We start from the raw sequence: 16,536 nt of genomic DNA, 5'->3' as shown, positions 1-16,536 counted from the left end.
CTGCCGACCAGTTTCAGTCCAGCAAGCCAAGGGCCTGCGCGCGGGCCACTGCCTGGGTGCGACGCTCCACGCCCAGCTTGCTGTTGATATGGCTGGCGTGGGTCTTGACGGTGTGCAGCGAGATGAACAAGCGTTCACTGATCTGCTGGTTGGAACACCCTTGCGCGATCAGTTCGAGCACCGCCAGCTCCCGTGCGCTCAAGCCATCGCCGCAGGTGCCCGACGGCAGGGAAGCCTCGGGCAGGCGTGTCAGCAGTTCGGCCTGGGGTGGGCACGTCGGCTGCGCCAGCAATTGTTCGCGCAACCACCCAGGGTGCAGCTCGATCAGGCGCTGGAAAGGCTGCACCACCCCGCCGCGCGCCGCGCTCAAGGCCTTGGGCAGCAGGTGCGCCGCCTGCGCAGGCTGCCCCTCGGCCAACAACAGCTCAGCCCACTGACACAGCGCATGCACAGTCAACATCAAGCCGCCGCTGGCCTGGCCGCGCTCCACCAGCGCGCCGAGGCGGGCTGCGGCATCGCCGCGCCGCTGTTGCACGCGCTCCAGCAAGGCTTGCTGCAACTCGACGTGCAAGGCCAGCAGCGGGTGAAACTCTGGCGCTGCCGCCGGATGCTCGCCGCCGTAGGTTTGCCCCAGCCGCAACAACCAGGACTCGGCAAGGTCGATACGCCCTTGCGCCAGCCACAGCTCGCATTTGACCAAGGTGATCATCGCCAGGTAGAAGATCGGCGGCACGTCCCAGATGTGCATCAAGCGCTCGGCCTCGGCCAGTTCGCCGAAGGCCTCGGCATAACGGCCTTCGCGGCCGTCGAGCGAGGCAATCACGCAGTGCCCGATGAGCACGCTGATGTCGCGGCAGGCACGGGCTTCGCTGAGCCCAGCGCGCAAGCGCGCTCGCCCCGGCCCAGGTTGCAGTCGGGCCACCAGCAGGTAGCCTTCGTACAGCGTGAGACGTGCGCGCACGGCATACAGGCGCTGCGCCGACAAACCTTGCAGGCGCTGCAGCCCCTGACGCACTTCATCCAGCGCGCGCAGGACTTCGCCGCGGGCATGCAGCACCCTGGCGCGGTCGTAGTGGGCCAAGGCCTCGAACAGCGGATTGCCGACCCGCTGCGCCAGCTCCAGCGCCTCACGGTTCCAGCCGCGTGCGCGCCAGAAGTCCCCGTCGGCAATCGCCAGGTTCGACAGCGTCGACAAACACAGCAGGCGTTGCCCATAACGCTTGCACGGCAGGCTCTGCAGCGCTTCGCCGCAATAGGCCAGGGTCGTTTCGCGATCGCCGCGGCCGCGGGCGATGATGCCGCTGAGCGCCAGCCACTGCGCCAGCATCGACTTCTGCGCGGTGGCTGACGGCGCAGGCAGAAAGCGGCTGAGGTAACCGGCCAGTTCTTCTGCAGCGTCCAGCTGGCAGGCCAGCCCCAACGCCCAGCTGTACAGCACGATCAGGCGCGGTGTGCTGATCAACAGGCTGTCGGGCAGGTCCATCTTCCAGCGCAGCAGCATGCCCACGTTCTGCTCGGCCAGCAGTTGTTCTTCCGACAGGCTCTGCACCAGATCGGCAGCCACGTCCAGGTGACCGGCGCGCAGCGCATGTTCGACCGCCTCATCGAGCAGGCCCTGGGCCTGGAACCAGGTGCAGGCACGCAGGTGCAGGCGGGACAGGGGTTGGCTGGACGGGCGGCTGCGCAGCAAATCAGAGAACAGGTGGTGATAGCGGTACCAGTGGCCATGCTCGTCCAAGGGCACCAGGAACACCTGGTGCGCCTGCAGATAACGCATGATCGCCTCGCTGTCGTTGCGCTCGCGCAGCGCATCGCACAGCGAGGCGCAGAAGCGTTCCTGGCAGGCGGTGTCGTCCAGAAAGGCCTGCACATCGCCCGGCAGCATGTCGATGACCTCTTCCAGCAGATAATCGCGGATCAGCCCCTCGCCACCGTGCAGGGCTTGAGGCAGACCGCTTTGCTCACCCGCCTCGCTGGCTGCCAGCTGCCAGAAGCGCAGCCCGGCCACCCAGCCGTCACTGCGCTGGATCAGGTTGTCGAGCGCTTGACCACCGAGCCCGCTGGGCGGGTGGCCGATCACCGCCAGTGATTCTTCAGGCGTCAAACGCAGGTCCTGTTCGCTGAGTTCGACCAGCTGCCTGGACAGGCGCAGCCGCGCCAGGTGCCAGTCGGGGCGCTGCCGGCTGGTCACCAGCAGGACCAGGCCGGCTGGTAGATGGTTGAGGAAAAACTGCAGACAGCGATCGAGGACTGGGCCCTGGGCCAGGTGGTAGTCGTCCAGCACCAGTAGCAGCGGCGAATCGGCCTGTAGATAGAGAGCCAGTTCATCGAGCAGGCTGTCGAGCCATTCCTCGAAGGCGAACGGCTGGTGGCGCTGGCGCATTTTCAGCAGGCCCATCGCCTGCCCTCCCAGGGCTGGGCAATAGTGCTGCAAGCCCTCGAGCAGACGCTCGAGGAAGCGCCCGGGATCGGCATCGCGCTGGCTCAGGCCCAGCCAGAGGCTGCGCCAATGCCCAGGCAACGATTCGCAGAACTCGATCGCCAGCGAGCTTTTGCCGAAGCCCGCAGGTGCGTTGACCAATAGTAGACGGCCAGCCAGACCGCCCTGCAGACGTTGGCACAGGCGTGGCCGCGGCACGTGCCCGTCGGGCTGCGGTGGCCGGAAGAAACGCCCGTCCAGCAAGCCCAGGGCCTGACTGGCGACTCCATGCGTACGGGACAGATCGGTCATGGCCGGCTCGTTCGATTGGGAAGACTACGGCGGTAGGGATGCTTGCGAGACTAGCGGGTAATGCTGCGCATTTGAAGGCGACGGGTCGCTTCACCCGGGAAAAGTCTGCGACAAAAAACGACACGGCTGATTGTCAGGGGGCTGGAGCGGGGTTTTGACGGGGCATTCACCGGTTTTATCGGCGATCAGAACAGAAGCGCCCCGGCAAGCCGGGGCGTTCTGGGAGGTCACACGGAGTTGCAGGGTTCAGCTCAACGGACACCCGACTGGCGCAGGGCGGCTGGCTGGAAATCGGCTTTGCTGGCGGTGAAGCCAAAATCGTAGGCTTTTTTCTCTTCGTTCTTCATGCCCAGGGCCAGGTAACGACCGGATTGCAGGTCGTAGATGGCTTCCAGGGTGTACCAAGGCACCTGGTTGTTGTAGTACGGCTGAGCATGCGCTTCGGACACGCGCCACAGCTGGTTGCGGCCATCGTACTGATCGATCACCGCGGCCTGCCAGGTGTCTTCGTCAATGTAGAAGTCACGCTTGGCGTAGATATGCCGTTGGCCAGGCTTGAGGGTCGCGACCACATGCCAGACACGGCGCAACTCGTAGCGCGTCAGGTCCTGGTTGATGTGCCCGGCCTTGACGATGTCGGCGTACTTGAGCTTCGGATCATCGAGCTTGAAGGCGTTGGAGGCGATGTACAGCTCTTTCTTGCCTTCGAGTTTCCAGTCGTAGCGGTCGGGTGCCCCGTTGTACATGTCCAGGTTGTCGGAGGTGCGCAGGCCGTCGGCAGCGGTGCCTGGGCCGTCATAGGACACCTGCGGGGCCTGGCGCACGCGCCGTTGCCCGGCGTTGTAGATCCAGGCCTTGCGCGGCTCCTTGACCTGATCGAGGGTCTCGTGCACCAGCAGCACGGTGCCCGCCAGACGTGCCGGCGCGGTCACCTCCTGCTTGAAGTAGAACAGGACGTTGCCCGGGTTGCTCGGGTCGTAGTCCTTCATCTTGTCGCGGAACACGAACTTATCGGAGAAATACACCGGGTTGTAGGAGCCGTTCTGCTGCGGCGTGACCTGGGTCACCAGGCGGCTGACGCTGCCGCCGCGGTAGCGGGTGATGTGGTTCCAGATCACCTCGACCCCACTCTTGGGGATCGGGAACGGCACGGCGGTCTGGAAGTTGTTCAGGCCGTTGCCGCCCTCGACCAGCGTGGTCGCGGTGGCGTTCTTCTTGATGGCAGCGAACACATCGTCAGGCACCGTGGAGCTGCGGTGGGTCTTGTACACCGGGATACGGTAGCTGTCCGGGTAGCGTTTGAGCATCGCCAACTGGCCTGGCGAAAGCTTGTCCTTGTACTGCTCGGCGTTCTGCGCGGTGATGGTGAACAGCGGCTTTTCCGCTCCATACGGGTCGGCGAGGAAGCCTTTGGCATCGACGCTGCCAGCGGTTTTCGACAGCGGCTCCCACGAGCCGATCGAACCGTCGGCATTGCCAGCCTTCTCGGCGCCCATTGGCGTCAGGGTGCTGCCCAGCTTGGCCGCTTCATCGGCGGAAACCGCAGCCATGACGCTGGTCGCCAGCAGGGACAGGCCCAGTACACCGGCTTGCAGCAGACTTCTGGTCTTGTTCATCTCGTGTCGTCCTGGATCAGTATGCTTAGAAGTTCACGCCGAAGCTGAGGGCGACGAAGTCGCGATCATCCACGGTGCTGTACTTGCCGTCGAAGAAATTGGTGTACGACAGGCTGGCGGTGTAGGTGTTCTGGTACTCGGCGTCCAGGCCCAGGCTGACCGCCTTGCGGCCTTCCTCGAAGTTGCCGCCAGGTCCTGGCGAGTAACCCGACACGTCATGCGACCAGGCCACGTTGGGGCGCAGGTTGACCCCGGCGAACACGTCGTTGTAGTCCCAGATCACGCGGGCACGGTAGCCCCAGGAGGTGCTGGTGGTGTAGCCGTCGTTCTCGCACTTGCGGTTGAGGTTGGCGGTCGAGGCCCCGGCGCCTGCACCGGCGATGGTGCTGGTATTGAGCGCCTGGCAGGTGTTGGCACCGCCGGTAGCCGGCAGTGGGCCAGGGCCGAACACCGGATCGCGGCCGTAACGGGTGTCGTGGGCGCTTTCCAGGCCGCCGACGTGGGTCACGCCCAGTTCGCCGACCACGGTCATGCGGCTGGCGCCCATGACCTGATCGAAGAAGTGCGTCAGGGTGGTCTGAAACTGGGTGACCTCCTTGCGCCGGTAGCCGTGCAGGTCCTGGCCCGGGGTGCCGGTCAGCAGCGAGGCATTGGTCAAGGCGCCGCCCAGCGGTCGTACCCCGGCGAACAGGATGTCGGTGGTGTTCAACTGCACCGGCGCATTGGGCCGGTAGCTGATTTCACCACTCCAGGCGGTGCCGGTGGGCAACGTGGTGGAGAAGCTCAGGCCATACAGGCGGATGTCTTCGGGGTACTCGACGAAGTACTTGGAGTTGCCGGCCACGATCAGCGGCGCCAGCGCGCGCAGCTGCGCGGGCAGTGCGGCGATGCCCTGGAACACCGATGGCGCGGCACCGGTAGCGCTGAAGATCGGCGCCCGGCTGTGGTAGTTCATGAAGTAGGCGCCGAATTCGGTGTCCAGCGGCTCGAACATGTAGCGCAAGGCCACGCCGAACTGGCCGCTGTCGCGGGCATCGCGGTCGCCGCCCCGGGCCACCATCACACCCTCTTCGTTGATGTTCACGCCACGGGTGGCAAGGAACTGCTGCGCCGCCGCCGGCACCGCACGGCTGCTGTTGAGCACGCGCAGGTTGTCGGTGCAACCATCGGCGATGATGTCCGGTTGCGAGAAGAAGGTGCCGCAGTTATCGACGACGGTCTGGTCCCACTCGAGCTGATAGAAGGCTTCGGCCGACAAATTGTCGGTCAGGCTCTGCGAGACGTAGAACATGTTGACCGGGATCAGGCCTTCCTTGATTTCCGATCCCGGACGGCGGAACGCTGCCACGTCGATCGGGTTGATCGAGTTGATGCCACCGCCGATGAAGGTGCTTTCGCCCCAACTGACCACCTGCTTGCCGAAACGCACCGAGCCAGGTTGATCGGCGATCGAGTAGTTGTGGTAGACGAAGGCATCGAGCAACTGCGCGCCGGACGACTTGGCGCCTTCCTTGCGGTTGGAGTCACTGATGTCCTTGAACTGGCGGCCTTCGTCCTTGAGCTCGAAGTCGTACCAGTATTTGCCACGCACGAACACGCCGGTGTCACCGTACTTGAGTTCGAGGTCATGGATACCCTTGAAGATCTTCGAGAAGGTTTCGCCCTTCTTGAAATTCAGGTGGCCGTCGTCGGAGGTCTGCGACAGGCCCTTGCCGCCGTTGTTGACGCCGATCAGGTTCCGGTTGGGATTGGCGGTAGACCAGCTGGCGCCGACGGAGAGCGACGAGTCGAACTGGCCCTCGATTTCACCGATGTTGAAGCTCACAGCGAAAGCGGGACTTGCAAGCGTTGAAGCGATGCTGACGGCCAGGGGCAGCTTGGCCCGGCGCCAGAACGGATTTGCAGATTTCATCGACGCTACTCCATGTACTTTATTGTTATGGCAGTGAGTCCTTTCAGAAACGGCCCGAGCGACCGGTGCGCGGGTTCTCACCCACGGCGGCACGTTTTGCGCGTGCCGCTCTCCCCCATTCCTGAAGATCCCCTGGCCTTGACTATAGCCAGCAGGCTCAGGTGCTTGATCCCTCTAAAGTGTGATTTGCGCACCTGCTGCCAGATCGCGCCGGTGGTTACCGGGTTATGCGTTGGCCGAGCTGAAGCATGGCCGATTTTTTCCGTTTGGCAAGGTTGGCGAGCGTCTAGCCTGCGGCTCGCGACCCTTGCTGGCAAAATGACACAGTGTTCACAGCGTAGACAGGAACGCGCTGTTACTGGCCTGCCACTGCACGATGTCCTGGCGGATGCGCTTCTTGTCCAGCTTGCCGACACTGGTCTTGGGAATTTCCGTAACAACGGCAATCTGGCTGGGGATTGCCCACTTGTTGATATGCCCCTGCTCGACGAACGGCTTGAGGTGCTCCTTCAGGGTTTTCGCATCGATCAGCTTGTCGTCGCGCAGCACCAGCAGGGCGAACGGGCGCTCGCCCCACTGCGGGTCGGCAACCCCCACCACGGCCACCTCGCGCACGGACGGGTGGCGGCTGATCAGGTCCTCCAGGTCGAGCGATGAAATCCACTCGCCGCCGGTCTTGATCACATCCTTGATGCGGTCGCGGATATCGATGTAGCCCATGCCATCGAGGGTGGCCACGTCACCGGTGTGCAGCCAGCCGCCCTGCCACAGCTCCGCGCTTTTCTCCGGCTCGTTGAAATAGCCCATGGTCAGCCAAGGTGCGCGCAGCACCAGCTCGCCTTGGGTCTCGCCATCGGCGGGAAGGAAATTGCCTTGGCCATCGACGATCGCCGCTTCCACCAGCGGCACCGGGACACCGGCCTTGATACGGTAGGTCACGCGCTCATCTTCACTGCCGGCCTGCAACTCGTCATTGAGGTGGGCGGCGGAAATCAGCGGGCAGGTTTCCGACATGCCGTAGGCCGCAGTCAGCTGAATACCGCGCGCCTGGGCGGCATCGTACAACGCCCGGTTGAGCGCGCTGCCGCCGATGATGATTTTCCAACCGGCGAAATGCTCGCCCTGGGAGGCTGGGCAATTGAGCAACATTTGCAGGATGGTCGGCACGCAGTGTGAGAACGTGACCTTTTCTTCGCGCCACAACTTGACCAGCATGTCCGGCTCGTAGCGCCCAGGGTAGACCTGTTTCAGGCCAAGCATGGTCGCCGCGTACGGGATACCCCAGGCGTGCACGTGGAACATCGGGGTAATCGGCATGTACACATCATTGCTGCCCAGCAGGCGTACGCTGTCGATGCTACCGGTCACCGAGGCTTCGGCCAGGGTGTGCAAGACCAGCTGGCGGTGGGTGAAATACACGCCCTTGGGGTTGCCGGTGGTGCCGGTGGTGTAGAAGGTGGTCGCGACGGAATGCTCGTCGAAGTCGGGGAAATCATAGTGCGGGCTGGCGGCGGCGAGCAGCTGCTCGTACTCACCGACCAGGTTCGGCAGCTCGGCGCTGTGATCCCCCGCGTCGCTCAGCAGCACGGTCTTGTCGACGCTGGTCAGTTGCCCGGCAATGCCTTGATAGAGGCTGACGAAGTCGCTGTTGACCAGCACGAAGCGGTCTTCGGCGTGGTTCATGGTGTAGAGGATCTGGTCGGGCGACAGGCGCACGTTGATGGTGTGCACCACGGCACCGATCATGGGGATGGCGAACATGCATTCCAGGTAACGGTGACTGTCCCAATCCATGACCGCCACCGTGTCGCCCGCCTTGACCCCGGCTGCGGTCAGCACGTTGGCCAGGCGTGCGATGCGTTCGTTGAGCTGCGTGTAGGTCAGGCGAACCTGGTCTCGGTAGACGATCTCGCGGGTTTTTTCGTAGCGCCCGCCTGACATCAGCAGGCGCTTGATCAACAGTGGGTAGGCGTAGGCGCCTTCGGTGGGCTTGATGATGCGGGTCTGCAACATGATGATCCCTTTTCTGGATGCGTACCGAACAAGTCTGAACCTACTGTAGTGGCTCGATGTGACGGTCAAATCAGCCGAAGGAATGATTTGGCTGCGCAAGGTATGAGTGGCATTGTGCGGTCTGAAGGATCAATCCTCGCCCTGCCCCGGAGCCTTACCCGATGCCCAGCCTGCGCCGTGCCGTGTTTCTCGATCACCAATCCCTGGACCTTGGCGACCTCGACCTGACGCCGCTGACGCGGCAGTTCGACAGCTTCGAGCTGTTTGCCAGCACCGCCGCCGAGCAGGTCAGCGAACGCCTGCAGGGCGCTGTCGCGGTGATCAGCAACAAGGTCGTGCTCGATGCCGCGACCTTGGCCGCCAACCCTCAGCTGAAGCTGATCCTGGTGGCCGCCACTGGCACCAACAATGTCGACCTGGCCGCCGCCCGCGCGCAAGGGATTACCGTCTGCAACTGCCAAGGCTACGGCACGCCATCGGTGGCCCAGCACACCCTCGCGCTGCTGCTGGCCCTGGCTACCCGCCTGTGCGATTACCAGCAGGCCGTGGCCGCCGGCCAGTGGGCCAGGGCGAGCCAGTTCTGCCTGCTGGACTTCCCGATCGTCGAGCTGCAGGGCAAGACCCTGGGCCTGCTTGGCCACGGTGAACTCGGCGGCGCGGTGGCGCGCCTGGCCGAGGCCTTCGGCATGCGTGTGTTGAGCGGGCAGATCCCTGGGCGGCCGGCGCGGGACGAGCGCTTGCCGCTGGCTGAGCTGTTGCCGCAGGTCGATGCCTTGACGCTGCACTGCCCGCTGAACGACCACACCCGTCACATGATCGGTGCGCCAGAGCTGGCGCTGCTGAAAAAAGGCGCGCTGGTTGTCAATACCGCCCGCGGCGGCCTGATCGATGAACAAGCCTTGGCCGATGCCTTGCGCAGCGGCCACCTGGGCGGCGCCGCTACCGACGTGCTGAGCGTCGAGCCGCCGGTCAATGGCAATCCGCTGCTGCAACCCGATGTCCCGCGCCTGTTGATCACGCCCCACAGTGCCTGGGGCGCCGTGGAGTCGCGCCAGCGCATCGTCGGCCAGTTGAGCGAGAACGCCCAGGCCTTCTTCGAGGGCCAGCCGCGCCGCGTGGTCAGCTGAGCCCGAGCCGCGCCTCTGCTACACTGCGCGACTTTTTCAGGAGGCGTCGTCCATGGACCCGCGCAGTGAAGTGTTGCTCCGCCAGGCAGAGTTGTTCCAAGGCCCGCTGCTGCTGGCGGGCGCCCCGGCCGATGATCTGCTCGGGCACCTGCCCAATGCCCAGGCCTGGAGCTGGCACGCGGGCGACCAGGCACTGCTCGACAGTCGTTTTGCCGGGCGCAGTCATTATGGCGTCGAGGTCCCGGCGCCGGCCTTCGCGGCGGCCGTGCTGTTCCTGCCCAAGTCGCGCGAACTGGCGGCGTATCTGCTCAACGCATTGGCTTCGCGCCTGGCGGGTCGCGAGCTGTTCCTGGTGGGCGAAAAACGCGGCGGTATCGAAGGCGCAGCCAAGCAGCTGCAAGCCTTCGGCAAACCGCGCAAGCTCGACAGCGCGCGCCATTGCCAGCTGTGGCAGGTGACCGTGGAACATGCGCCAGCGGCAAGGCCGCTGGAAAGCCTGGCCGAGCGCTTCACCCTGGAACTGGACGACGGCCCGCTGCAGGTGGTGAGCCTGCCCGGGGTCTTCAGCCATGGCCGGCTCGACCGCGGTACCGCGCTGTTGCTCAAGCACCTCGATGCCCTGCCAGTCGGCGCTGTACTGGACTTCGGCTGCGGCGCAGGGGTATTGGGGGCGGCGGTGAAACGGCGCTACCCGCAAAGCAAGGTGACGATGCTCGACGTCGATGCCTTCGCCGTCGCGGCCAGTCGCCTGACCTTGGCAGCCAATAACCTCGAAGCCGAGGTCATCAGTGGCGATGGCATCGACGCAGCGCCCACCGAGCTGAGCGTGATTTTGAGCAACCCGCCGTTTCACACCGGGGTACACACCCATTACCAGGCTTCGGAAAACCTGCTGAAGAAATCCAGCGATCATCTACGAAAAGGTGGGGAAATGCGCTTGGTAGCCAACAGCTTCCTGCGTTATCAACCGTTGATCGAAGCGGCCCTGGGCAACTGCCAGACTTGCGCCGAGGCCGATGGCTTTCGCATCTATCGTGCCACACGCGGATAAAAACAAAGGCTTGCCGAAACCGTTTCGACTAGGCAGAATCCGCTCCGTCCTAGGGGAGTAGTCTCCCGCGAGCGCCCTGCTCGCCCGGTACGCGTCAACATACTTGGCCCACAGGCCATGGCGCGTGCGACCCAGCGACCTGCACAGACAGGCCCTGGGTTTGACAAGACCTATGACACGCACACCTTACCCGGGGCGGGAAGGCTGTACGTGTCATAGCCGTGTTGTCCCGCCCCCGTTAGGTACCCTGATGCTGGAATCCCTGCTGGTCCCCACCGCAATCGTTGCGCTCGCCGAAATCGGCGACAAGACGCAACTGTTGGCGCTCATCCTCGCCGCGCGCTTTCGCAAACCTTGGCCGATCATTGCCGGCATCGTCGCCGCGACCTTGGCCAACCATGCTGCGGCCGGCGCCGTTGGCGCCTGGGTAGGGGGTTTTTTCAGCGAGTCGGTGCTGCACTGGATCCTGGCCGCCAGCTTCACCGCCACGGCGTTGTGGACCCTGGTGCCGGACAAGATGGACGACGACGATAACCCTGCGCGCCGTTTTGGCCCGTTCCTGACGACGTTGATCGCCTTCTTCCTGGCCGAGATCGGCGACAAGACCCAGGTCGCCACGGTGATGTTGGCCGCCCAGTATCCGCACCTGATCATGGTCATCATCGGCACGACGCTGGGCATGCTGATCGCCAACGTGCCGGTCGTGCTGGCAGGTAACTTTGCGGCAGACAAACTCCCGCTCACCCTAATCCGTCGCCTGGCCGCCGCGGCGTTCTTCGTCCTGGCCATCGTGGCCGTCTACTCCGCCATGAAGACCAGCGGCTGGCTGGGGTGAGGGGTAGCTGCAAGCTGCAAGCTGCAAGCAGATCGCGAGTGGACGATCCGCTTTTACTTGCAGCTTGCAGCTCAATGCCCTACTGGGTGGCGGCGGCCTGGTAGAGGGGCATGACTTTGGGGATGGCCGCTTGCAGCGACGCGATGCGGCTGCTGGAGGCCGGGTGGGTGCTCATGAATTCGGGCGGAGCGCCTTCCGAGGCCTTGCTCATCTTGTTCCACAAGGTGATCGCGGCATTCGGGTCGTAGCCGGCGCGGGCCGACAGCTCCAGACCGATGAGGTCGGCCTCGTTCTCGTTGGCGCGGCTGTTTGGCAGGGTCATGGCGTAGTTCACCACCGTGTCGGCCATCGCCATGCTGTTCTGACCCAGGCCGAACAAGGCGCCGGCGCCCTGGCGCGCCATCTCTACCCCATAGGCCTTGGACATCGCCTCGCGGCTGTGTTCACGCAAGGCATGGGCGATCTCGTGACCCACCACGGCGGCAATTTCGGCGTCGGTGAGCTTGAGCTGATCGATCAGCCCGGTGTACACGATGATCTTGCCGCCTGGGCCGCAGTTGGCATTGAGCTCGTCGCTCTTGATGACGTTGACTTCCCAGTTCCACTGCGCAGCGTCAGGGCGGAACTTCGGCGCCTGGGCGATCAGCCGGCTGGCGATCGCCTGCACGCGCTTGGCGTCGTTACTGGACTTGTCCAGGACACCTTTGCTCTGCGCTTCGCCCAACGTCTGTTGGTACGACTGCGCATACATCTGGTTGACCTCATCGGTCGACAGCATGCTGAACATGTACTGCTGGCGCTGCACGCCCACCGCACCGCCGCTGGTGGTATTCACAGCCTGGCAGCCGGCCAGCAAGATGCCAGCACTCAACAGGCTGACGGCAAAGAATTTACGCATGAAAACACTCCCTTTCTACATGCGCCGTATCCTAGGCCGAGTCGCCCTACCCTGCCAGAGCCACAGAGAAGATTTTATCTAGGCCGGCGTCAGGCACTGTGGCGCATCGAGTTTCGGGTCGTTGACGAAGTTCGCCAGGGCACGCTCGCGCAGTGTCGCAGGCGGGCTGGCCAACAACTCGTGCAGGCGCGCCTGCGCGGTGTCCGGGTCCAACCAGGCGGTCTGGCCCGCCGGGTCCAGAATCAAAGGCCGGCGCTGATTCATCGCCGCCTGAGTCACCACCGCACAGCTCAACCACACCTGATCTTGCACCGGGTAGGCCTCCCAGACTGCTGCGAAATACAGCGATGCACCCTCGCCCGGCGTCAGCCAAAAGGGTCGTTTGCGCACCGACCCGCGCCATTCGTAGAAACCGTTGGCCGGCATCAGGCAGCGCCGCTGGGCGAAGGCTTCGCGAAACATCGGCTGCTCGGCCAGGGTTTCGGCGCGGGCATGGGCCGGTGTGCGCGAGAGGTCGGTGAGCCAGGCGGGCGTCAGCCCCCAGCGCGCCTTGGCCAGTTGCTGTTGGCCATCGAGCTGGCGCTGGATCAGCACCGTGGCGCCGGGGGATATGTTCCATTGCGCTGGCTGGCCGGGCGGGAAGCCCGGCAGGCTGGCCAGCGCCTGGGGCCAGCGAAACAGGGCGTAGCGTCCACACATGGGCGATTCGAAACCTAGCAGATCAAAGTACCGGGATGACTCTCCGGCTCGTCGCCGGCAAGCGGCTGGGCACCATTGTACGCATCGATCAGCTGGCGTGCGTAAACGGCCTGCTCATCGGGCACTGCCAGCCCGAGCAGGCCATGCAGCGGCAACTCTCCGGCAGCCCCGATCAGATCGCCGCCGATCACATGCACCTGGACCCCTTCACTGAGCAACATGCCCCGCAGCATCTCTGCTTCGAGCAGATTTTCCGGTTCGTAGATACGCCGCATCACTCATTCTCACTGTAGACATCCAGCATCCACTCTTCGCCATGGACCTGCAGCACGAAGCGAATCGGCCTGCAACAGACCTGGCAATCTTCAATGTATTGCTGGTCACCACCTGACAGGTCAACGGTGGTTTCGACTTGCTCGCCACAATAGGGGCAATCGTAGAACGCTTGATCGAGCATCGCGGCCTCCGGGGTGACTTGTGCGTATAATCGCAGGTCTGTTTACAGGGATTGCGTGTGCCCGCACCATTTTCTCGGGCCCCACCCCTTACTTATTACCCTAGCCGTTTCCAACAAGAGAGCATGATGGGCGAATTCGATGCCATCCGACCCTACGACGACGCTGAGGTCCCTGCCGTTCTGGAACGGCTGTTCAGCGACCCGGCATTTCTCGATATCCTCACCCACTTCCGCTTCCCTCGTGCAGCCGGCGCTTTCGGCTGGCTGCTCAAGCCGCTGATCGCCCGCCGCCTGCGCAAGGAGTTTGCCGGCGTTACCTGCGTATCCACCCTGCAGGACAAGGTCGAGTACTACGTCGACCAGACCATCGAGCGCGCCACTGATGGTGTGACCTATTCCGGGGTCGAACAGCTCAAGTCAGGCACCGCCTACCTGTTCCTGGCCAACCACCGTGACATCGTCATGGACCCGGCGTTCGTCAACTATGCGGTCTACCACGCGGGCCTGCCGACGCCGCGCATCGCCATTGGCGACAATCTGCTGCAAAAGCCATTCGTCAGCGACATGATGCGCCTGAACAAGAGCTTCATCGTGCACCGCTCGATCAGCGGCCGGCGCGAGAAACTCGCCGCCTACCAGCTGCTGTCGGCCTACATCAACCACTCGATCCGCAACGACGGCGCCTCGATCTGGATTGCCCAGGCCGAAGGCCGGGCCAAGGATGGCGATGATCGCACCGACTCGGCGATCCTCAAGATGTTCCACATGTGCCGCAAGGACGAGCCGTTCGGCGCCGTGATCCAGAGCCTGAATCTGATTCCGGTGTCGATCAGCTACGAATACGACCCGTGCGATCAGGCCAAGGCGCGCGAGCTGTACATCCGCGCCACCACCGGCACCTACAAGAAAGCGCCCGGCGAGGACGACCACAGCATTGCCAAGGGCATTACCGGTTACAAAGGACGCGTGCATATCCATTTCGCGCCGCCGGTGACCGAGTACTACGAAGACACCAAGCAACTGGCCCAGGAAACCGACCGGCAGATTCTCGGCGGCTATCGCCTGTTCCCGGTGCACTACCTGGCCTATGCGATGTGGAGCGACCAGGACGACACGCTACAGGTGCCGAGCGCGGAACAACTGTTCCCCGCCGATGAACTGGCCAAGGCCAGGCAAGAGTGGCAGCGCCGTCTGGATGCCTGCCCCGAGGAGCAGCGGCCCTACCTGGTGTTGCAGTACGCGACGCCGGTGCGTAATCAGTATCAGGTCAAGCAACAGGCGCCCGTCGCTTGACCGGCCCGGGGCTGCCTGCAGCCCCGCCAGTGCTCAGGGCCACGTGCTCAGCCACGACAGCAGCAAGGCCATGGCCAGGCAGGCGAAGCCGAGGCTGTAGTAGTAACGCGGCACCCGCCGATCAACGCCTTGCAGCGGGCCTTCCTGCATCGCCAATCGCTGGCGGGCGAGCGCCTCGCGCCGCCGCGCATTGTGCAGCAGCAACCCGCCTGGACAGGTCAGCAATAGCGCCAGCAGGTTGATCAGCTTGATCGGATGGGCGACCAGAAAGCCCCAGAGCAGTTGCACGGACATGACCTAACCTCGGTGATAGCGACGGCAAAGCCCGGCATTCTAGCGCAGCCACGGCGACGCGCCGGGCCTCGGCGACCAACAGTCGGTTAATTTCATCTGTCACATGCTCGTCATCAGAACAGACCATCCTGACGCCCTTTGAATCAATGGAGCCGGTGCATGCTGCATGCCGAAAACCAGGACCGCCTTTATCTGGTGGCGCAAAGCGATGAACAACAGGCGCTGATCGATGGCTTCGCCATCAACGTTCAGGACCGCCAATGGCTGGTGTACTGCGCATTGGGCGGGCATTCGCACGCTGACCTGCCCGAGGTCGATACCGATACGGGCGTCAGTCTGTTGAACTTCAACATCGAAGCGGCGTGAACCCACCCGCGCGCAGCCACAAAAAAGCCCGCTGCCTGAACCCAGGTAGCGGGCTTTTCGCTGATCGCTCAGGGATTACTCGCCAAGCACCTGGCCGATGGTCGGGTCCTTGAACAGCCGGGTCAGCGCATCGCTGAGCACATCGCCTACCAACTGGGTGTTGGTGTCCTGGTTGGGTGCCATGCCGAAGCGCTGGTCCAGCGACGCACCATAACGGCCACTGTAGCGGCGGTTGGCGTTGGACACGTCGGCACGGAACGTGGCACCAATGGTGGCTTCAGTGACGTACATCTTGTCCTTGGGCGACTGGTACTTGAGCTCGGCCAGGGTCACGGTCAACTGGGGCGCATTGTAGGCGTTGGCCGTTGGGGTAAAGCCGAGCAGGCGCACCGCGGCTTCGGCCTGGGCTTGCAGCTTGGGCACCACGTCATTGCCGCTGACGCTGATGGTGCTGGTCTCAGGGTACATGCCACCGCGGGTGCCCAACGATTGCGAAGGACGCCCATCGACCACCTTGACCACCACCGGCTGACCACGGCCGACCGGATTGAGCTGGGCCTTGAGGGTGGGTTGCGGGCTGAGTTGTTGCGGGCTGTGGGCACAACCGACCAGGCTGAGGCTGGCCACGGCAATCAAACCGAACAACAGACGTTGCAACATGCGCGTTTCTCCAGAAAATGCGACGAAGGCGCACAGTATACCTAGCGGCAAGCCACAAGCGGCAAGCTGCAAGCAGATCGCGAACGGATCACGATGCGCTTTTACTTGGCGCTTGCCGCTTGCAGCTTTCCACAGGCCGCTTGTGCGCTTGCATACCTTTCTGCGCGCGACATCGTTATAATCTCCCCCCGATTATAAGGACGTCTCCTGATCGGGCCCCGCATTTGCCGATTGACCCCGGCACCACTACCCGCTTCGCCCACAGAGAGCCTTCCACTGAGGTCTTGCATCGGCTGTCGCGCCTGCTGTTTCGGCTCTTCGCATTGCAGGAACCTGCGGGTTGCCAACGCGCAGTCCCCTTTTGAGGTTCACGACTCCAAAAGAGCGTGAAAAAACGGTATTCAATACTTCACAAGAGTGTGGCGAGCAAATGAACAGTCTGGCATGTGCAAAAGCTTCAGATGTGTCCCGAACAGCCCTGAACAGGCGGCATCAGCGTTCATCCTGGATGAGCGCCTGAGGCCGTTCCATAACCCACGCACGACACCTTGACCATAAGTCGAATTGCCGCACCCATGGCATTC

15 protein-coding genes and 1 riboswitch are annotated in these 16,536 nt (G+C 63.6%); of the genes, 5 read left to right on the top strand and 10 right to left on the bottom strand.

Annotated elements, in window-relative coordinates:
- Positions 1-13: 13 nt before the first annotated feature.
- From FS665_RS18890 to FS665_RS18870, 4 genes are all read right to left on the bottom strand, one after another.
- Positions 14-2,731, bottom strand: a complete 2,718-nt coding sequence (locus tag FS665_RS18890; RefSeq protein ID WP_145191829.1) for a LuxR C-terminal-related transcriptional regulator — start codon at positions 2,729-2,731, stop codon at positions 14-16.
- A 251-nt stretch (positions 2,732-2,982) separates the two neighbouring features.
- The gene (locus tag FS665_RS18885; RefSeq protein ID WP_145191827.1) at positions 2,983-4,347 is read right to left on the bottom strand and encodes a DUF1329 domain-containing protein; all 1,365 of its coding nucleotides are present in this window, start codon (positions 4,345-4,347) and stop codon (positions 2,983-2,985) included.
- Between the two features lie 25 nt (positions 4,348-4,372).
- A complete protein-coding gene (locus FS665_RS18880; RefSeq protein WP_145191825.1) occupies positions 4,373-6,259 on the bottom strand; it encodes a DUF1302 domain-containing protein in 1,887 nt (628 codons plus the stop codon).
- Positions 6,260-6,589: 330 nt separating this feature from the next.
- Positions 6,590-8,272, bottom strand: coding sequence for a fatty acid--CoA ligase (locus FS665_RS18870; RefSeq protein ID WP_145191823.1), 1,683 nt, complete (start codon positions 8,270-8,272; stop codon positions 6,590-6,592).
- Between the two features lie 161 nt (positions 8,273-8,433).
- Between FS665_RS18870 and FS665_RS18865 the strand changes: the two genes are divergently transcribed.
- The 3 genes from FS665_RS18865 (at position 8,434) to FS665_RS18855 (ending at position 11,285) form a co-directional block, all read left to right on the top strand.
- A complete protein-coding gene (locus tag FS665_RS18865) occupies positions 8,434-9,399 on the top strand; it encodes a 2-hydroxyacid dehydrogenase (RefSeq protein WP_145191820.1) in 966 nt (321 codons plus the stop codon).
- Between the two features lie 52 nt (positions 9,400-9,451).
- Positions 9,452-10,450 (top strand): class I SAM-dependent methyltransferase, encoded by a 999-nt coding sequence (locus tag FS665_RS18860; protein ID WP_145191817.1) that lies wholly within the window; start codon positions 9,452-9,454, stop codon positions 10,448-10,450.
- A gap of 40 nt (positions 10,451-10,490) precedes the next feature.
- Positions 10,491-10,611: riboswitch (yybP-ykoY riboswitch) on the top strand.
- A gap of 92 nt (positions 10,612-10,703) precedes the next feature.
- A complete protein-coding gene (locus FS665_RS18855; RefSeq protein WP_178108370.1) occupies positions 10,704-11,285 on the top strand; it encodes a TMEM165/GDT1 family protein in 582 nt (193 codons plus the stop codon).
- 79 nt (positions 11,286-11,364) lie between these two features.
- On the opposite strand, the gene FS665_RS18850 is transcribed toward FS665_RS18855, so the two are convergent.
- The 4 genes from FS665_RS18850 to FS665_RS18835 form a co-directional block, all read right to left on the bottom strand.
- Positions 11,365-12,183 carry a M48 family metallopeptidase gene (locus FS665_RS18850; RefSeq protein ID WP_145191811.1) on the bottom strand — a complete coding sequence of 273 codons (819 nt, stop codon included), beginning with the start codon at positions 12,181-12,183 and terminating at the stop codon, positions 11,365-11,367.
- 78 nt (positions 12,184-12,261) lie between these two features.
- Entirely contained in the window at positions 12,262-12,882 is a 621-nt protein-coding gene (locus tag FS665_RS18845) for an SOS response-associated peptidase (protein ID WP_145191808.1), read from the bottom strand.
- A gap of 14 nt (positions 12,883-12,896) precedes the next feature.
- Positions 12,897-13,157 (bottom strand): putative signal transducing protein, encoded by a 261-nt coding sequence (locus tag FS665_RS18840; RefSeq protein ID WP_145191805.1) that lies wholly within the window; start codon positions 13,155-13,157, stop codon positions 12,897-12,899.
- On the bottom strand, positions 13,157-13,339 hold the full coding sequence (locus FS665_RS18835; RefSeq protein WP_145191802.1) for a CPXCG motif-containing cysteine-rich protein: 183 nt from the start codon (positions 13,337-13,339) through the stop codon (positions 13,157-13,159). The genes FS665_RS18840 and FS665_RS18835 overlap by 1 nt, the downstream gene beginning before the upstream one ends.
- 123 nt (positions 13,340-13,462) lie before the next feature.
- Here FS665_RS18835 and FS665_RS18830 point away from each other — a divergent pair, with 123 nt between their 5' ends.
- Positions 13,463-14,632, top strand: a complete 1,170-nt coding sequence (locus tag FS665_RS18830) for a 1-acyl-sn-glycerol-3-phosphate acyltransferase (RefSeq protein WP_178108369.1) — start codon at positions 13,463-13,465, stop codon at positions 14,630-14,632.
- A gap of 33 nt (positions 14,633-14,665) precedes the next feature.
- Here FS665_RS18830 and FS665_RS18825 read toward each other — a convergent pair whose 3' ends face one another.
- Entirely contained in the window at positions 14,666-14,926 is a 261-nt protein-coding gene (locus FS665_RS18825) for a hypothetical protein (RefSeq protein ID WP_145191796.1), read from the bottom strand.
- A gap of 159 nt (positions 14,927-15,085) precedes the next feature.
- Between FS665_RS18825 and FS665_RS18820 the strand changes: the two genes are divergently transcribed.
- Positions 15,086-15,292 carry a hypothetical protein gene (locus FS665_RS18820; protein WP_145191794.1) on the top strand — a complete coding sequence of 69 codons (207 nt, stop codon included), beginning with the start codon at positions 15,086-15,088 and terminating at the stop codon, positions 15,290-15,292.
- Between the two features lie 75 nt (positions 15,293-15,367).
- On the opposite strand, the gene FS665_RS18815 is transcribed toward FS665_RS18820, so the two are convergent.
- On the bottom strand, positions 15,368-15,952 hold the full coding sequence (locus FS665_RS18815) for a YajG family lipoprotein (protein ID WP_145191791.1): 585 nt from the start codon (positions 15,950-15,952) through the stop codon (positions 15,368-15,370).
- Between the last annotated feature and the right edge of the window lie 584 nt (positions 15,953-16,536).

Origin of the sequence: Pseudomonas sp. URMO17WK12:I11 (assembly GCF_007677725.1) — a bacterium.
Lineage (GTDB): Bacteria > Pseudomonadota > Gammaproteobacteria > Pseudomonadales > Pseudomonadaceae > Aquipseudomonas.
The sequence above is the reverse complement of the archived record's forward strand: the minus strand, read 5'-3'. Positions and strand labels throughout refer to the sequence as shown.

What these genes read in the sequence shown, in the direction of transcription:
- FS665_RS18850 (WP_145191811.1), bottom strand. Translation starts at nt 12,183, where the DNA reads ATGCGTAAATTCTTTGCCGTCAGCCTGTTGAGTGCTGGCATCTTGCTG.
- FS665_RS18890 (WP_145191829.1), bottom strand. Translation starts at nt 2,731, where the DNA reads ATGACCGATCTGTCCCGTACGCATGGAGTCGCCAGTCAGGCCCTGGGC.
- FS665_RS18845 (WP_145191808.1), bottom strand. Translation starts at nt 12,882, where the DNA reads ATGTGTGGACGCTACGCCCTGTTTCGCTGGCCCCAGGCGCTGGCCAGC.
- FS665_RS18825 (WP_145191796.1), bottom strand. Translation starts at nt 14,926, where the DNA reads ATGTCCGTGCAACTGCTCTGGGGCTTTCTGGTCGCCCATCCGATCAAG.
- FS665_RS18885 (WP_145191827.1), bottom strand. Translation starts at nt 4,347, where the DNA reads ATGAACAAGACCAGAAGTCTGCTGCAAGCCGGTGTACTGGGCCTGTCC.
- FS665_RS18870 (WP_145191823.1), bottom strand. Translation starts at nt 8,272, where the DNA reads ATGTTGCAGACCCGCATCATCAAGCCCACCGAAGGCGCCTACGCCTAC.
- FS665_RS18835 (WP_145191802.1), bottom strand. Translation starts at nt 13,339, where the DNA reads ATGCTCGATCAAGCGTTCTACGATTGCCCCTATTGTGGCGAGCAAGTC.
- FS665_RS18830 (WP_178108369.1), top strand. Translation starts at nt 13,463, where the DNA reads ATGATGGGCGAATTCGATGCCATCCGACCCTACGACGACGCTGAGGTC.
- FS665_RS18840 (WP_145191805.1), bottom strand. Translation starts at nt 13,157, where the DNA reads ATGCGGCGTATCTACGAACCGGAAAATCTGCTCGAAGCAGAGATGCTG.
- FS665_RS18865 (WP_145191820.1), top strand. Translation starts at nt 8,434, where the DNA reads ATGCCCAGCCTGCGCCGTGCCGTGTTTCTCGATCACCAATCCCTGGAC.
- FS665_RS18860 (WP_145191817.1), top strand. Translation starts at nt 9,452, where the DNA reads ATGGACCCGCGCAGTGAAGTGTTGCTCCGCCAGGCAGAGTTGTTCCAA.
- FS665_RS18815 (WP_145191791.1), bottom strand. Translation starts at nt 15,952, where the DNA reads ATGTTGCAACGTCTGTTGTTCGGTTTGATTGCCGTGGCCAGCCTCAGC.
- FS665_RS18880 (WP_145191825.1), bottom strand. Translation starts at nt 6,259, where the DNA reads ATGAAATCTGCAAATCCGTTCTGGCGCCGGGCCAAGCTGCCCCTGGCC.
- FS665_RS18820 (WP_145191794.1), top strand. Translation starts at nt 15,086, where the DNA reads ATGCTGCATGCCGAAAACCAGGACCGCCTTTATCTGGTGGCGCAAAGC.